We start from the raw sequence: 15398 nt of genomic DNA, 5'->3' as shown, positions 1-15398 counted from the left end.
TATATCTGTCGGATTGATTAAAATATCGACTTTAAGTGTGTCTTACGTGAAAATGGCATACCAGATTAATGGCAATTAAAGTAACTAAGAATCCTCCTATGGCAGAACGACTCTACAGAGAAATTGGCGAAAGCATTAAGCAAGAAATTGCAAAATCCACAATGAAGATTGGTGATAAGTTACCTACGGAACGTGTTTACGCAGAATTATTTGGCGTCAGCAGAACCTTGGTAAGAGAAGCCTTCATCATGTTGGAGATTGAAGAGCTGATCGAAGTTAGAAAAGGCTCAGGCAGTTATTTGAAAAATAGCCTCGCTTCTTTACAGCCCATTATTCAGGTATCGGATGTCGGTCCATTTGAGTTATTACAAGCCCGCCAAGAGATTGAAAGCTCAATCGCCGCTTGCGCGGCGCCTGTTATCACTAAACAAGACCTACAAAAGCTGCAAGATATTCTAGATATCGAAAGTGCGGAATTAGAAGTCGTCGAAAATGCCAATAACGCAGACAGAGACTTTCATTTGTCTATCGCTCAAGCAACTCAGAACACGGTGCTGCTGGATACAGCCACACGCTTATGGGATATGCGCGATGGTAATCCGATGTGGAAAAAGCTTCATGCTCGCATACAAGACACGTCGTATCATGATCAATGGTTAGACGATCACAAAAAAGTACTCGTTCAGCTGCGTAAACGAAATGCAGAGGGTGCAAGGCAAGCCATGTGGCAGCATTTAGAGAACGTTAAACAAACCTTGTTTAAGCTCTCAGATACGGAAGCGCCAGATTTTGATGGTTATCTTTTTGCTCAACCGCACGACTAACCTCTAATACGGCGCAGAAATAAGCTCCTCAACCGTCTGATGTAACACTTTTAGGAACAATTCACGGGGTTTATTAGGTTGGGTGGTTTTCTTGCAAATCACGGCGACGCCTAAAGTGTAAGAGCGATTTTCTGGCGCGACAGCAAGTATTTTTCCAGATTCGACGTAGGGCTCCGCATAGCGTTCAGGTAAGAAGCCAATGTATCGACCAGAGAGAATTAAGGCTAACCGGCTGTCGTAGAAGTAAGAAATCGCTGTCAGGTTCATCCCAGATATTTGATCACTGATCGCCTCGTGCGGCTTTAATCCCGCATGAGTGGCAGGGAATTTGTTCACCTGTTCGTCCTGCTCTTCAATGGACATAGTCGCCAACGGGTGATCCTTGCCGCAATACAAATAACAATCATCGCTATATAAATGTACGTAACTTAGCCCGTCCAATTTGCGATGATAAGGAATAAATCCGATATCAGCCTCATCATTCAAAATCATGCGCTCAATGTTCGACATCGAAGACACGTTAGTAGTGATCGATACTTCTGGCGCGTCCGTGGAAAAGCGTTGAATCAATTCTGGAAAGTGACTACGCGGATCTAGGCTCACTTTGTCAGAAAGCGCGAGGCGAAGCTTTCCCGTCAAGCTGGCGTTTAGGTTATTGACTGTCGTTCGAAACGCATCTAATGATTCGAGTAAGTTCTCGGTCATTTTATAAATGATGACGCCTTCTTCCGTGAGAGAGAATCCACCACGCCCACGCTTACACAAAACAAGATTCAGGCGCGCTTCTAAATTGGAGATATGTAGGCTGATGGTTGATCGACCAATATTAAGAGAGGTTTCAGCCGCCGAAAATCCACCGCAATCGACGACGGTTTTAAAGACTTTTAACTGTTTGATCTCATAATCACCGACCTGTCCCAGTGAATAATTTTTAACGCTCATCGCCTCTCCCCACGTGTACTAGCCTAATCATCGCAATTTAGTTCGTTGATTCTCTAACTTTACATTGATTTAAGCTACTTTCATCCCCCTTTCTGCTTCTTTAAGGTTAGAGACGTCGGCTACCACAGCAAAATGTTTTCATAATCGCGTTTTGTGCATTCAGGATGATTCGTATCCGCTTGGTTATACCCTGAAATGACTTGGCTACGCTCTTAAATGAAATACTGGCCTTTCATTTCGTTCTTCCAGCACGTTATTTTGGCCTGTTTGTCTTACTGGATAAACAGGCCTTTTTTGTTGTTTTGATTGCTTGCCCTTCTTTTCAGAAAGGGGTGTAGAGGAGGTTATATGTCTATCGCGTTATCCGTTCGTCAGAAGCTGATTGCTATTGTTGTTTTGGTCTGTATTGGTTACGCGGGGTTTGGGGCTTATTCTATCTATAACTTGTCGCAAATGTCCGGAGCCTCTGACGATGCCACCGAACTAAGTCGACTGACCAGCGAAGTCAAAGACGTTGAAATTGCTTTACTCAAGTTTGAACGCGAAATGTCCACCCTCTCTCCCAGTAATGTCGACGCTATCAGCACAACATTAGCGAGCATTAAAAAAGACACTTCCGCTGGCTTTAGTATCAGAGCGGATTTACTCGATACCGAAGGCAGAGCTCTCTTAGAGAACAGCCAAGCTTTACAGCCTAATTATCTATCCGCGCTTGAAAGTAATCTGCAAAACTTAACGACTCTTGGATTAAGTGGCGACACTGGCGCGCTGGGTCGCTTAAATCAATCAGCACAAGACTTGGCGGAACAACTCAAATCATTAGCAAGTTTTGCAGCCAGTTTTAAAGAAGTGAGGGCGAGAGAGAAAGACTTCCTAGCTTACAGTGATGCGGCACACCAAGCCGATTTACAATCCGCAATTCATACGCTTAAGAGTAACGTTGATAACATAGGGTTTAGCGATGTATTCGGCCCAATGATTCAAACCTATGAAGATGCCTTGGCCCCCGTTATTGCTTTATCCATTGCCTTACAAGAGCAACAATATGAACTCACATCATTAAGCAATCAATACACGCAAGCTATGGACGAGAGCGCCAACTACCTGCAAAACACCTTACTGGCTAAGGCGCAAATACGTTCAATAGAAACCGCCGAGCAAGCGCGGAGTTCTTTGGTAATCGCTTGTCTATTACTTGCTCTCGTTATTGGTCTTATTTTGTCGACGGTGATTCGCTCTTTAAGCCGCAACCTAACAGCGGTGTTAGCAATATTAAAAGAAGTCGCGCAAGGCAAACTTGGTTCCCGTAAACAGAACCAAGGTTCAGGCAATCCAGATGAGTTTCAGCAACTCTTCATTGCTTCAAACCAAATGTCCGACAGCTTGCGCTTATTAATTGGCCATTTGATAAGCAGCAACGAGAAGCTGGTGCTCACGGCTGATGAGTTGGACAGCGGTATTCAAACCATTGTCAGCGGCAGTGAGCGAATTCGTGATCGAAGCAATACGTTAGCCACTTCTACAGAAGAAATATCCGCGACCGCAGATACAGTGCAATCGATGACGCAGAACGTGCAGAGCGCTGCCAATGTCGCTTATGAATCAGCAACCAGCGGTGTGACTGCCATGCGTGATGCCATGACCAGCATTAGCGATGTGGCACAAACCATTCAAGATACCAACGAACGAGTTGATCGTCTTGGTGCGCTATCTAAAGAAATTGATGTGGTTATTGAACTCATCGTCGGTGTCGCAGAGCAGACGAGTCTATTGGCTCTCAACGCCGCAATAGAAGCAGCTCGTGCCGGAGAGGCTGGCCGTGGCTTTGCTGTTGTGGCAGACGAAGTTAAAACACTGTCAGAGCAAACAGTAAAAGCATCGGGAAGTATTACAGAGAAAGTCGAAAATATTCAGAAGGAAACACAAGCAGTCATTGATGCTATGACGCTTAGCCTACAGAAAGTTGGTCGCAGCAAAGAACAAGGCAAAAACGCTGTCATGACGATCCATAGAGTCGAGCAAAACACTCTGGAAGCAATGAACCATACGCAGGAGATTACTCAAGCTATTAAAGAGGTTGCATTGACGACAGCACAAATGGCGCAAGACATGGACATCATTGCTCACGATATCAAAGACAACCACGCGGCAACGCAATCTATCCAAATGGCCAATAAAAATGTTCACCATCAAACAAACGAATTAGCCAAACAGATACAAGGTTTCGACATCACTTAGCGATTTTAAAGACCTGCTTAAATAATCTAGAAACAATGCGCCCCACTTTGGGGCGCTTTTGTTGTTGAAAGTCCTATTCAAATCGAGATTAAGAAAAAGTAAAAAACATGCACGTTTTCAACACGATAGATCAATATTATTCACTATAATGTTGCACTCTATTCACCTATTGCTTGCACGAATTTGGTGCGTTATGAGCGTTTTTTGTGCGGACCTGTCCTTTAGTTAACTGATTTTAAAAGGCTTTTCACTTTTTTAATTGTTTGATAGTGACAAAACTTTAGATAGATTTTACGCGCTTTAATGGTGGCGGCCTTTTTGAAAGTATCGAGTACAAGGCGTCACAACATTCAAGGCGTGACTTTTTTATGCACTTTTGCACTCGAGGTAGCTCAATGATTAAGACGATACTAAAAGTAAAAAAACGATTGGTTGTAAGCTCTCTAGCGGTAGCTCTTGGATTAGGCGCTGTCGCTTCTTCTGCTAACGCTGCAGATTATAACTGGCGCTTCGCTAACCTATACAGCCGTGGTTCTGCATTCGGCGCTGTGTATGAAGATTTAGCAAAAAACATTGAGACTATGTCTGACGGCCGCATCAAGGTACAGGTTCTTTATGACGGTGAAGGCGTGGGTGCATCTGGTATTTTTGGTGCCGTAAAAACGGGCCTAATCACAATGGGCGCAACCTTCCAATCTTTGAACGCGGGCGAGCTGCCAGCAGGTTTGGTTGAAATCGGTTTACCTGGCGGCACCAGTGACGTTGGCGAGCTAACCACCTTGTTCCAAGAAAAAGGCTGGGCTCCTATTCTTAAAGAAGCGTACGGTGCTCAAGGTCTAGTTTGGCTTGACCCTTACATTCAGCCAGCGGTTTACGTTATTACTAAGAAACCAATCAATTCTGTTGAAGACTTCCAAGGTTTGAAAATCCGTGCACCTGGCGCATACGGTAAGTTCCTACGTAACCTAGGCGCTTCTCCGGTATCGCTTGCTTGGTCTGAAATTTACACCTCGCTATCTACTGGTGTAATCGATGGTTCTATTGGCTCTAACATGATCGACCACCGCGATGGTAACCACGTTGAAGTAGCGAAATACATGTACCCACTTCCACTAGCGGGCGCACAAGTGTTACCTATCATCGTTAACCAAAGCGCTTGGAACAAACTTCCAGCAGACTTGAAAGCCATTGTTAAAGCGGCGACAACGGTTCACGCTCAAGAGCAAATGACCAAGTCTAAACTTTGGGAATCTGAAGCGGTTGCTGACATGGAAGCAAAAGGTCTACAGTGGAGCCCTGAGCCAAGTGCTGCAGACAAAGCAGCATGGAAAGATGCGGGTGCGAAACTTTGGGATGAGTACGCAGCGGCAGACAAATACAGCAAAGAGTTAATTGACGTTCTACGCAAAGAACAGAAATAATTGACTTAGCACTGACTAATACGGCCTTCTCCAAGAAGGCCGTTTTGGTTTTCCGATCCATCCTAACAGGTACAAAACAATGATAATGACTGCGATTAGACGCTATTGTCTAGGAGTCCACGCATTGGTGGCTTTCATTGGAAACTCCGTTTCCTATTTAATGCCAGTATTAGCATTTGTCGTTGCATTCGAGGTTTTCTCTCGTTACATCTTAGACAGTCCGACCATTTGGGCTTACGACACGTCGTTATTTATCTTTGGTTACATTGCGGCTCTAGGCGGTGCTTATGCCCAACAACAACGCGCCCACATCAATGTCGATATCCTTTACAACAAAGTCTCTGCTCGAACCAAAAGCATATTTAACCTATTTTCATTCGCTCTCGCCATGTTCTTCATGGTCATCGTCTGCAAAATGAGCATAGGTAAGTTTGAAGAAGCGCTCGAGTTTAATTACCGACGCCAAAGTGAATGGGCTCCTCATATGCATCATTACTGGCTAATGATGGCAATCGCTAGCGTGCTGCTAATTTTGCAACTTTCCAGCGACTGGATTGATTCCTTACATCAAGCGATTACTGGCAAACCCTTATTGCCAGAAGCACAAACAGAGCAAGAGGAAACGGCACCATGATTAGTATTGAATTATTAACAGGCATTTTGTTCGCCTGCATCATAGCGTCGTTTGCCTTGGGAGCACCCGTTGGTTTAGCCCTTGGCGGTATCGCCATGGGCATAGGTTATATGACGTGGGGGGATGCGCTTTTTAACGTTATTCCCACTACGCTTGAGTCCACTCATTTTAGTTTTATCCTGCTGGCCATCCCCTTGTATATTTACATGGGACAACTGCTTACTCGCTCCGGCATTGGCGATGCCATGTTTAACGCCAGCCAAATGCTAATTGGTCGTGTACGCGGTTCATTGGCCATCAGCGTTATCGTGGTGTGCTCTATGATCGGTGCCATGGTTGGCATTATCGGTGCGGGCATCATGACGTCTGGCAGTATTGCTCTGCGACCAATGTTGGAACGTGGCTATGATAAACGCTTAGCGCTTGGTGTCATTATGGCCGGTGGTGGTTTAGGTATTTTGATTCCACCTAGCATCCCCATGATCATGTTTGCATCGTCGACACAGAACTCAGTAGGGCGCATGTTTATTGGCGCTTTAATTCCAGCGCTTATCACCGTTGTGTTGCTGATCGCTTACGTGGTGATTTCTTGTAAGTTGAACCCTCAACGCGCACCTATGGATGTCGTGCCAGAAGTGCAGCCAACACCAAAAGAGAAGTTCCTAACCGCTCGTGATGGCTTGCTAGCTTTGCTACTGATTGTCGCGGTTTTGGGCAGTATTATCATGGGTATTGCGACGCCAACAGAATCCGGTGCCATCGGGGTCGTTGGCGCGATTATTTTGGCGATTTTCTTTAAACGATTCAAACCACGTATGGTTCAAAAAGCCGGCATGCAAGCAGCATTGCTTGTCACGGTCGCAATGTGGATTATCGTTGGGGCATCGGTGTTCAGTAACTTCCATTTGCTAATGGGCGTACAAAGCATGGTAGCCGGCTTCACCCAAGATTTGGGCTTGCCACCGATCGTCGTCATCATGCTGTTCCAATTGATCATGCTGTTGCTGGGCTTCATTATCGATGAATTCATCATCGTTCTAATGTGTGCGCCTATCTTCACACCGATTGCTGTATCCCTTGGTTATGATCCGATTTGGTTTGGTATCTTGATGATTCTAAATATTGAGATCGCCGTACAAACACCGCCTTATGGTTTTGCTTTGTTCTACCTAAAAGGCATCGCGCCTCCAGGCATCACCATGTTGGATATCTACAAGTCCATTACGCCATTTGTACTGCTTAAGCTTTTGGTTCTTATCGTCGTGATGATGTTCCCAGAATTAGTCACGTGGTTACCTAGCCAACTAATGGATGGCTAAAACCAATACTCAAGAACAGTGATATTAAAAAGGCGACTCTTACAAATTGAGTCGCCTTTTTTGTTTCAATTTACTCGATAAATTGCTCTATAGATTAGTAACGCTTCAAAATAATCGCTGCGTTTACGCCACCAAAACCAAAGCCATTACACAGCACGTACTCGACATTTTTTTCACGTGAAACCAATGGGATAAGATCCAAATCGGCCATGGTGTCTTCTGGATTTTCAAGGTTTAGCGTCGGAGGCAAGATACCAGATATCAAGGCTTGAGCACTGAAAATCGTTTCTACGCCGCCGGCAGCACCCAGCAAATGGCCTGTTGCGGATTTCGTCGATGAAATCGCTACCTCTGTCACCTTCTCGCCAAACACTCTACGCAAGGCGTTAATCTCTCCACGATCACCCACAGGCGTTGACGTAGCATGCGCATTCACGTAGCCAATTTGATCAGCTGAAATGCCCGCCATAGTCAGAGCCGTTTGCATAGCGCGAGCAGCGCCTTCGCCACTTTCTGGACCTGATGTCAGATGATACGCATCACCACTGGTGCCATAGCCAACGATCTCCGCCAATGGAGTGGCACCGCGAGCCAAAGCATGCTCAAGCGTTTCGAGCACAACAAGGCCGGCACCTTCCCCCATGACAAAGCCTTCACGATCTTTATCAAAAGGGCGAGACGCTTTTTCAGGATCCTCATTTCTCGTAGAAAGCGCCTTCAAGGCACCAAAGCCAGCCAAAGACAGAGGATCAATACAGGCTTCCGTACCGCCCGCCAGAGCCACTTTGGCTTCACCCGTACGCAACAGACGCATAGCATCACCAATCGCTTGCACGCCCGCGGCACACGCTGTTACTGGCGTACCTATTGGTCCTTTGAATCCATATTTAATCGAAACGTTACCCGCCGCAAGATTGGCAAGAAAGGCAGGAACCGTAAATGGCGACAAACGTCGTGCACCTTGCTCTATTAATGTCGTGTGCGCTTGAGTAATGGTTGGCAAACCGCCAATCCCCGTTGCAATGATGGTAGCGGTGGCTTCCTGGTCTTCAGCAGTCATTGGTCGCCAGTTGGCCTGTGTTAAGGCTTCTTCGGCAGCAGCAAGAGCAAATAAGGTAAATAGATCAACGCGTTTTCGATCCTTAGGGGACAAATAGTCAGACTCGTTCAAACCATTTTCTTGCTCTGTCTGGCTAGGAACTTGCCCCGCAATGTGCGTATTTAGCCCTTCCGATAAAGTCGTTGGTAATGAGCGAATACCAGATTCACCGCGAATCAACCTATCCCAAACCGAAGCCACGCCTAAACCCAGCGGTGACACCAAACCCATACCAGTAATAACAATTCGTTCTTTAAGCGACATGAGATAACCCTCTTAAGTTTCAGCAGAAAGAAAGTCACCATGCTAGAGTGAGTCTATATATGATCAAGATAATATTTAGAATCCGATTTATAATCGAAGAAAGTGTCAGTCAACGAGGAGGTTTAGTTAACTATGTCTTACACGCCAAGACACAAAGAACAAACTAGACAACGAATATTACAAGCGGCAGCAAAACTATTTTGCTCCCATGGCTTTGATCGCGTCACGCTGAATCAAATTATGAAAAAAGCCAACATGACGCACGGTGCGTTCTATGCGCATTTTTCTGGTAAGAGCAGCTTATATGAAGCGGCCATGCAATTCGCTACCTCCAACGCTTTTTGGGCGAGGGACGACAAACAGACCGAAGGAAAAGAAACCCATATCAAGGCACTAGTGACTCGCTACCTTAGCTGGGGACGAAATGACAAAGAACACCCATCGCCATTGGAGTTTTTAGTCACAGACGCCGCTCACAAAGAAGAGAAAGTTCGCCAAGCCTACCAAGCGTGTTTTGATAGCCTAGTCGAACGTCTTACTGAAATCCTAAAAAAACGCGGCAACAAAGAAGCCGAATCACTAGCGGAAGAGACAGTGGTTTCATTAGTGGGAACCGTCGCCATTGCACGCTCTTTTGCGCAACCACTGCAAAACGACTTCTTAAAACGCGCCCAAGAACGCATCGTCAATCGACTTAACAGCGGTTAGACATTAATAAACCCAATCAGGAAAGTTTTGTTTAAGCTCATCGAGCATGGTTTCTTTTAAGTTCTGCGCTGCGGCATTCAATCCGTCGGCTTGTATCAGGCAAAGAGCCAAATTGGGTAATCGTGGTAACCATTCTTTTTCTAGAACGGCCAATGAGTCAGGACGGCCAGCAGGTGTACGAACCGTGATCCCCAAGCCCGCTTCTGTTGCAGACCAAACACCCGACAAACTATGACTAGACATAGCAACCCGCCAAGGAATTTCTGACTCATCTAACGCTTTTAGTGTTGCCTCGCGAAGTAGACAAGGACTCTCAAATAATACCAGTGACAATGGCAGCTGCTGATCGATAAAAGTCTCTGGAACACCAATCCATTGCATTGGAAATTGCCCGATGACTTCAGTATTCGTAACAACACTTTCGGTATTATTCCAGCATAAAACCAAATCTAGCTTTCCTTGCTGAAATCTTTCCATCAAATTTCTGTTACGAGAGACTTGAACATCCAAAACAACCTCAGGATTCGTCCGATTAAATTGCGCTAGCGTATCGGTCAAGAATCGTTCGCCAAAGTCTTCTTGCAATCCGATGCGAACAATCCCCGATACCTTAGGTCGTCGTAGCGCCATCACAGCATCATCATTCAAAGCCAGCAAGCGTTTAGCGTAAGAAAGCAGTTCCTCGCCAGCAGGAAGCAACACCAAGCTTCGTCCAGAACGTTTAAGGATAGGTTGCTCAAGCTGCATTTCTAATTTCTTTAAGTGAGCGCTGACGGCAGACGTCGAACGATTTAAACGCTCAGCAGCTTCGGCAAAGTTTCCCAACTCCACGCCTAAGACAAAACTTCGTAGCGCTTCTAAATCTAACGTCACTTTACGCATCAATATTTCCCAACATAATTGTCCTGTTTTTCAGGACTATATATACCATATATTTTGATTTTTTAAACCAATAAAACATTTTACTCTCATTTCAACGCCAACTTATTAACGAATTCATTGAAAGGAGACAGCATGAACAACACTGCATTAAATCCCAATATAGAAAAAACAAGTTCGACAGAAGCAGAAAAAGCATTTGGAGAGATAGCACCTTTCTTTGCCTTGATAACAGACGAGGTTTTATTCGATCAAGTCTGGCAAAGGCCACAACTCAGCCCGAGAGAACGAAGCCTAATTACAGTTGCAACATTAACCGCTTTGTATCGAACAGAGCAGCAAGCGTTTCATCTGCAAAAAGCCATTGAGAATGGTTTGAGTGTGGAAGAGCTTGCAGAAGCCATAACACATTTAGCCTTTTATGCAGGCTGGCCTTGTGCAGCGACAGGACTTGCAAGCTTAAAAAAATATCTTGCAACAGAACAGCAGAAACAGGCAGAGGAGGGAAAGTAATGCCACTCACACACATTTATATTTCAGCAGACAAGCCTGATGGCTACGTGAAGAAAGTCTCTCAATCACTTCACGAGGCGTTAACTGAATCGTTTTTAGTACCTCAAAAAGACTGCTTTCAAATAATAAACCGCCTGACCGATGAGCAACGTGTTTATGACCAAGATTACGCTTGTCCGGTAAACCAAGCTCGAAGTAAGGACTGGTTATTATTTGAAATTACAGCGGGTAAACCTAGAGACACAAAAACCAAAGAATTTTTTTATCAAACGTTATCAACAAAACTACAAAACTCTGTCGGACTTAATCCAGCAGACCTTATGGTCATTATTTCAACCAACCAAACTGAAGAATGGTCATTTAGCAATGGCGCAATGGCGACCTTACCTTGACTTGAAAGGAGAGTAACAATGATTGTAATGCAATACAGTTTCACTTTACCGGCCAATTACGATATGCAAATCATCCGTAAACGAATTGCAGAAAGTGGCCATAAATTAAATGGTTTTCCTCACCTTATCTTTAAAGGTTACTTGTATTCAATTAAGGACGATAAAGAACTCGGCGCTCCTAAAGAAAATCAGTACGCGCCTTTTTATCTTTGGGAAAGCAATGAAGGCATGATCTCTTTTCTAGCAAATCCAGGGTACCAGCAGCTAGAACAAGATTTTGGACGGCCCAGAATAAGTTATGGAATCCCAATTATTTATTCAAATGAAGCAAGCCTAACAAGTGCGAAATACCTTAAAAAAGAAGTCATCCATATATCTAGTGACTCAAAGATTGCCGATATTATTGAGCAGGAAAAGTCGTTAGATATGCATGCTTTAACCACCACAGATAACAAACTCGTAGCCTATATCAGTAGTCTAGATCCAGAGCAATGGTTACTGACACGCTGGACATTTTGGACTTCAATAACGGTAGAGACAAAGAAAGTGGCAGGTGTCTTATCAAGCGATTGGTTTCACATTGGCTATTTGGCGCAATGAGTTCATTTTCAAACTCTTGGCATTTCTAATGTTTTTTTCACGTGAAACAATCAGATAAGGCAAAGCAAGAAAGAGAAGAACAAGAAGAGTAGTGCTTACTCTTCTTCCTCGTTTTCTAGATACCAGTTCATCACATACGGGGCGAGCTCAGCACCCGAAACAAAGAAGTGACCATTAAGTAGGGTTTCTCTTTGGTTGTAACGAAACGGCTTTCCATCCGGGGTGACGAGCATTCCGCCAGCGGCTTCGATGATGGCTTGCTGAGCAGCGGTATCCCATTCGCTCGTTGGGCCACGACGCAGATGCAAATCGGCAATTCCTTCCGCAATCCGACAGCCTTTAATTGAGCTACCTTTAGGTAATTCTCGCACCTGTTCGTAAGTCAGTTTTAACTTGTTTTTCAGCGAGGCTGGAAGAGCAGGGCCGTGGCTGCGACTGGTCATGGCAATGATAGGCTCGCGCGGTTCTCGGACGTTGATGCTTTCGTATTCATCCCCTTGCCATTTAAACGCACCAACGGGTAAATCTTGCCACGCTTTGGTCACGCCAAAATAGCCTTCGGTTGTAGTTGGTAAATACACCACACCAATAATGGGCGCGCCATTTTCAACCAAGGCGATGTTGATACTGAATTCGCCGTTACGCTTGATAAATTCTTTGGTGCCATCGAGCGGATCGACGATCCACAACATGGGCCATTTAGAACGCTCTTCAAACGCCACCACGCCTTCTTCCGACAAAACCGGAATATCAGGTGTAAGTGCTTGCAAACCTGCTAGAATCACTTTGTGCGCAGCGAGATCGGCAGCGGTCACTGGACTGTCGTCCAGCTTTTGCTCGATCCCCAAATCGGCACGTTGATAAATATCCATGATCACATCGGCGGCATCGTGTATTATTTTTTGAAGAGCTTGGAAAATTGGGTGTCTACTAACGTCCTGCATAACAGCCTCAAATATGACAACAGAATAGGGTCAACGCATTCTTTATGAGTAAACCAGAAAAGCAGTCGGCACCACAAGCCGTTCGTTTAGATAAGTGGCTTTGGGCCGCACGTTTTTATAAAACTCGCTCACTTTGTAAGGAAGCCATCGACGGTGGCAAGGTGACTTATAACGGCAGTAAGGGCAAAGCCAGCCGTAATGTGGAAATTGGCGCCTTAATTGGTATTCGCCTTGGCTGGGACGAAAAGGTTGTCGAAATCAAAGATATTAGCGGCCAACGTCGTGGCGCACCAGAAGCACAATTGCTTTATGAGGAAACGCCAGAGTCGATTGCAAAACGTGAGAAACGTGCTCTCGAAAACAAATCTTTTGGTGGCCGAATTATGTCCGACCACAAGCCGAATAAAAAAGAGCGTCGTGATATTAAGCAGCTCAAGAAAAATATTTTTAGCGATATGTAATTGCTTTAAAAACGAGAAGGTCTGATACCACCTGTTGTATCAACAACGGCAATAAAGACCTTCTCGATTCTCCACACAACCATACAATTCTAATTCCATTAAGACCTGCATCATCAATCCCGCGTCCATTTTGCTTTGCCGAATCAAGGCATCAAAATCCATTGGTTGTGCTTCTTGCTCCATAATGACAATTACCACTTTGGCGTTATCAGAAGTTGATTCTGGCAGATCTCGAAACGGATTCGACGCTAAAATAGAAACGCTTTCTATTGCTTGGTTTGTGTTTTCAGATGATCGCTTTTTATTATTCTTGGTCGTCGTTAATCTCTTGGTTAGAGGAGCAGAGGGCAGCTCTGAGCACTCAGCCAGAATATCATCCACATGACGAACCAAAGTAGCGCCTTGCCGAAGTAGTTGATGACAACCCTCTGATTTTGGATCAGTCAAACGTCCGGGCAAAGCAAACACTTCCCGGTTTTGTTGGATGGCATAACTGGCGCTGATCAAGGAGCCACTTTTGACGGACGCTTCAGACACCAACACGCCCATACTCAAACCGCTGATGATTCGATTACGCGGTGGAAATAGGTGAGGTCTGGGACTGGTTGATAGTGGGTATTCACTTATTAATACGCCGTCTTGCTCTAGGATTTCTTCAAACATCTCTCGATTATGATGTGGATAGCGATGAAATAAGCCCGTGCCCATAACGGCAATAGTGGGTGTTGTCTTGTTGTATAGAGCACCTTGATGGGCAGCGGTATCAATTCCCATGGCACCACCACTGACCACACAAATACCACGAGCGGATAATTGCTCTGCAAACTGAAAGGTGGCGTCTCTTCCATAGCGCGAGCACTTACGCGCGCCGACAATACCAATTTTCGGTAACGCCAACCCGTCAGGATTGCCCTCCACGTAAAGAAAGGCTGGCGCTACGGTGATTTCTTTTAAGGCTTTGGGATAGAGCTCATCTTCTTGCAACACCAAATGATGATTGGCGTCTTCCATCCATGCTAACGATTCATCTCGTTTGCTTTCTTGCTCCTTGGTCAGAGTGCCATTGGAAAAATACTCCATGGCCTGACGCGCAGTAATGTCTGGCCACTTTAAGGCGGTCAATAATTCATAAGAAATAGTTTCGGATGAGTTATCGCCACTAAACAAGGATAAGGTTTCAGTGCCCTCTGTTGATGTAGGATGATCGAGTTGACTAAGGTAAGTATAAAGACGTGAGAGTCGGGATGGACCGATTCCCGATAAGAAACTTAAGCATAACCAATCGGTTTTAGACAAACCTGTGGCGTTAAAAGTAGACATGATAAACGGCTTCCTTCCGAATTAAACATGGGCATTCCTTGCCCGTACGTTTACTTAAAAAACAAAATAAGAGTACTTAAAATACAAAGCCAAGAGCGAATAGTCTTTGGCTATGGAGGCTATTCAATCATATTGGCCAAAAAACCGCCATGAGAAGACTGCTCAACGGCCAGACTTGCGTTACAATAGACGTAATGAAAAGAGTAGGAGAGAGTGTCTCCACTCATGAACAAAGACACATCGTTGGAAAAGATCATGGCTGTTTTAACTGTACTTGAATACCCAGACAAACGCTTACGCAAAATTGCGAAGCCAATTACCGAGTTCACTGATGAGCTGCAAACTCAAATCGATGACATGCTTGATACCATGTATGACGAGAACGGTTTGGGCTTGGCTGCGACACAAGTGGATTATCATCATCGTCTTGTCGTAATGGATTTTTCTGAAGAACGTAACGAGCCGATCGTTTTTATTAACCCAGAATTCGAAATTTTAGACGACGAGCCAAATGAATTCCAAGAAGGTTGTTTGTCTGTACCAGGCTTTTACGAACACATTTATCGTGCTGCTAAAGTACGAGTGAAAGCATTAGACCGCAACGGTGAACCCTTCACTATGGATGTCGACGAGCTTCTTGCAGTTTGTGTTCAACATGAGATTGATCACCTAGATGGCAAACTTATGGTCGATTATTTGACGCCTCTAAAACGCAATCGCATTAAGAGCAAGCTCGAAAAAGCTCACAAGCTGGCTCTTAAGCAAGGCTAAAAGAACGTTCTTTTAGCCTAAAGAACATTGATACTCGTATTATAAAATCAGGCTTTGGCCTGATTTTTT

Annotated in this window: 16 protein-coding genes; 11 read left to right on the top strand and 5 right to left on the bottom strand. The window is 44.9% G+C overall.

Annotation, left to right across the window (positions count from 1 at the left end):
- The first annotated feature begins 98 nt into the window (after positions 1-98).
- A complete protein-coding gene (locus AC2A4J_RS00985) occupies positions 99-824 on the top strand; it encodes an FCD domain-containing protein (protein WP_255827333.1) in 726 nt (241 codons plus the stop codon).
- A 3-nt stretch (positions 825-827) separates the two neighbouring features.
- Here the strand turns inward: AC2A4J_RS00985 and AC2A4J_RS00980 are convergent, their stop codons facing one another.
- Positions 828-1766, bottom strand: coding sequence for a LysR family transcriptional regulator (locus AC2A4J_RS00980; protein WP_484174545.1), 939 nt, complete (start codon positions 1764-1766; stop codon positions 828-830).
- A gap of 348 nt (positions 1767-2114) precedes the next feature.
- Here AC2A4J_RS00980 and AC2A4J_RS00975 point away from each other — a divergent pair, with 348 nt between their 5' ends.
- The 4 genes from AC2A4J_RS00975 to AC2A4J_RS00960 all read left to right on the top strand — a co-directional run bounded on the left by AC2A4J_RS00975 (position 2115) and on the right by AC2A4J_RS00960 (position 7378).
- Positions 2115-4004 carry a methyl-accepting chemotaxis protein gene (locus tag AC2A4J_RS00975; RefSeq protein WP_484174544.1) on the top strand — a complete coding sequence of 630 codons (1890 nt, stop codon included), beginning with the start codon at positions 2115-2117 and terminating at the stop codon, positions 4002-4004.
- 395 nt (positions 4005-4399) lie between these two features.
- Positions 4400-5425, top strand: a complete 1026-nt coding sequence (locus AC2A4J_RS00970; protein WP_484174543.1) for a TRAP transporter substrate-binding protein — start codon at positions 4400-4402, stop codon at positions 5423-5425.
- 127 nt (positions 5426-5552) lie between these two features.
- A complete protein-coding gene (locus AC2A4J_RS00965) occupies positions 5553-6059 on the top strand; it encodes a TRAP transporter small permease subunit (RefSeq protein ID WP_484174542.1) in 507 nt (168 codons plus the stop codon).
- On the top strand, positions 6056-7378 hold the full coding sequence (locus AC2A4J_RS00960; RefSeq protein ID WP_484174541.1) for a TRAP transporter large permease: 1323 nt from the start codon (positions 6056-6058) through the stop codon (positions 7376-7378). Before AC2A4J_RS00965 ends, AC2A4J_RS00960 begins: the two co-directional genes overlap by 4 nt.
- Positions 7379-7472: 94 nt before the next feature.
- Here the strand turns inward: AC2A4J_RS00960 and fabF are convergent, their stop codons facing one another.
- Entirely contained in the window at positions 7473-8741 is a 1269-nt protein-coding gene (gene fabF / locus AC2A4J_RS00955; protein WP_484174540.1) for a beta-ketoacyl-ACP synthase II, read from the bottom strand.
- Positions 8742-8873: 132 nt separating this feature from the next.
- On the opposite strand from fabF, the gene AC2A4J_RS00950 reads away from it, so the two are divergent.
- A complete protein-coding gene (locus AC2A4J_RS00950) occupies positions 8874-9449 on the top strand; it encodes a TetR/AcrR family transcriptional regulator (RefSeq protein WP_484174539.1) in 576 nt (191 codons plus the stop codon).
- A gap of 3 nt (positions 9450-9452) precedes the next feature.
- On the opposite strand, the gene AC2A4J_RS00945 is transcribed toward AC2A4J_RS00950, so the two are convergent.
- Positions 9453-10331: a LysR substrate-binding domain-containing protein gene (locus tag AC2A4J_RS00945; RefSeq protein ID WP_484174538.1), complete on the bottom strand. Its 879-nt coding sequence runs from the start codon at positions 10329-10331 to the stop codon at positions 9453-9455.
- Positions 10332-10463: 132 nt separating this feature from the next.
- Here AC2A4J_RS00945 and AC2A4J_RS00940 point away from each other — a divergent pair, with 132 nt between their 5' ends.
- From AC2A4J_RS00940 to AC2A4J_RS00930, 3 genes are read left to right on the top strand one after another with little or no spacing between them, the layout of a single operon-like run.
- Positions 10464-10841 carry a carboxymuconolactone decarboxylase family protein gene (locus AC2A4J_RS00940; RefSeq protein WP_484174537.1) on the top strand — a complete coding sequence of 126 codons (378 nt, stop codon included), beginning with the start codon at positions 10464-10466 and terminating at the stop codon, positions 10839-10841.
- Positions 10841-11233: a tautomerase family protein gene (locus AC2A4J_RS00935; protein WP_484174536.1), complete on the top strand. Its 393-nt coding sequence runs from the start codon at positions 10841-10843 to the stop codon at positions 11231-11233. The genes AC2A4J_RS00940 and AC2A4J_RS00935 overlap by 1 nt, the downstream gene beginning before the upstream one ends.
- A gap of 18 nt (positions 11234-11251) precedes the next feature.
- Positions 11252-11833: a DUF4865 family protein gene (locus tag AC2A4J_RS00930; RefSeq protein WP_484174535.1), complete on the top strand. Its 582-nt coding sequence runs from the start codon at positions 11252-11254 to the stop codon at positions 11831-11833.
- 95 nt (positions 11834-11928) lie between these two features.
- Here the strand turns inward: AC2A4J_RS00930 and cysQ are convergent, their stop codons facing one another.
- Entirely contained in the window at positions 11929-12777 is an 849-nt protein-coding gene (gene cysQ / locus AC2A4J_RS00925; protein ID WP_484174534.1) for a 3'(2'),5'-bisphosphate nucleotidase CysQ, read from the bottom strand.
- A 44-nt stretch (positions 12778-12821) separates the two neighbouring features.
- Between cysQ and AC2A4J_RS00920 the strand changes: the two genes are divergently transcribed.
- Positions 12822-13238: an RNA-binding S4 domain-containing protein gene (locus tag AC2A4J_RS00920; protein WP_484174533.1), complete on the top strand. Its 417-nt coding sequence runs from the start codon at positions 12822-12824 to the stop codon at positions 13236-13238.
- Between the two features lie 39 nt (positions 13239-13277).
- On the opposite strand, the gene dprA is transcribed toward AC2A4J_RS00920, so the two are convergent.
- Positions 13278-14558, bottom strand: a complete 1281-nt coding sequence (gene dprA, locus AC2A4J_RS00915; protein ID WP_484174532.1) for a DNA-processing protein DprA — start codon at positions 14556-14558, stop codon at positions 13278-13280.
- 255 nt (positions 14559-14813) lie between these two features.
- Here dprA and def point away from each other — a divergent pair, with 255 nt between their 5' ends.
- The gene (def, locus tag AC2A4J_RS00910; protein WP_255827322.1) at positions 14814-15329 is read left to right on the top strand and encodes a peptide deformylase; all 516 of its coding nucleotides are present in this window, start codon (positions 14814-14816) and stop codon (positions 15327-15329) included.
- The last annotated feature ends 69 nt before the right edge of the window (positions 15330-15398 follow it).

Source organism: Marinomonas sp. ATLA20 (genome assembly GCF_057180105.1).
The sequence above is the reverse complement of the archived record's forward strand: the minus strand, read 5'-3'. Positions and strand labels throughout refer to the sequence as shown.

Bases quoted from the DNA above. Each gene is read 5' to 3' on its own strand.
- AC2A4J_RS00920 (WP_484174533.1), top strand. From the start codon at position 12,822: ATGAGTAAACCAGAAAAGCAGTCGGCACCACAAGCCGTTCGTTTAGAT.
- AC2A4J_RS00950 (WP_484174539.1), top strand. From the start codon at position 8,874: ATGTCTTACACGCCAAGACACAAAGAACAAACTAGACAACGAATATTA.
- AC2A4J_RS00970 (WP_484174543.1), top strand. From the start codon at position 4,400: ATGATTAAGACGATACTAAAAGTAAAAAAACGATTGGTTGTAAGCTCT.
- cysQ (WP_484174534.1), bottom strand. From the start codon at position 12,777: ATGCAGGACGTTAGTAGACACCCAATTTTCCAAGCTCTTCAAAAAATA.
- AC2A4J_RS00985 (WP_255827333.1), top strand. From the start codon at position 99: ATGGCAGAACGACTCTACAGAGAAATTGGCGAAAGCATTAAGCAAGAA.
- AC2A4J_RS00930 (WP_484174535.1), top strand. From the start codon at position 11,252: ATGATTGTAATGCAATACAGTTTCACTTTACCGGCCAATTACGATATG.
- fabF (WP_484174540.1), bottom strand. From the start codon at position 8,741: ATGTCGCTTAAAGAACGAATTGTTATTACTGGTATGGGTTTGGTGTCA.
- AC2A4J_RS00945 (WP_484174538.1), bottom strand. From the start codon at position 10,331: ATGCGTAAAGTGACGTTAGATTTAGAAGCGCTACGAAGTTTTGTCTTA.
- dprA (WP_484174532.1), bottom strand. From the start codon at position 14,558: ATGTCTACTTTTAACGCCACAGGTTTGTCTAAAACCGATTGGTTATGC.
- AC2A4J_RS00940 (WP_484174537.1), top strand. From the start codon at position 10,464: ATGAACAACACTGCATTAAATCCCAATATAGAAAAAACAAGTTCGACA.
- AC2A4J_RS00975 (WP_484174544.1), top strand. From the start codon at position 2,115: ATGTCTATCGCGTTATCCGTTCGTCAGAAGCTGATTGCTATTGTTGTT.
- AC2A4J_RS00980 (WP_484174545.1), bottom strand. From the start codon at position 1,766: ATGAGCGTTAAAAATTATTCACTGGGACAGGTCGGTGATTATGAGATC.
- AC2A4J_RS00960 (WP_484174541.1), top strand. From the start codon at position 6,056: ATGATTAGTATTGAATTATTAACAGGCATTTTGTTCGCCTGCATCATA.
- def (WP_255827322.1), top strand. From the start codon at position 14,814: ATGGCTGTTTTAACTGTACTTGAATACCCAGACAAACGCTTACGCAAA.
- AC2A4J_RS00935 (WP_484174536.1), top strand. From the start codon at position 10,841: ATGCCACTCACACACATTTATATTTCAGCAGACAAGCCTGATGGCTAC.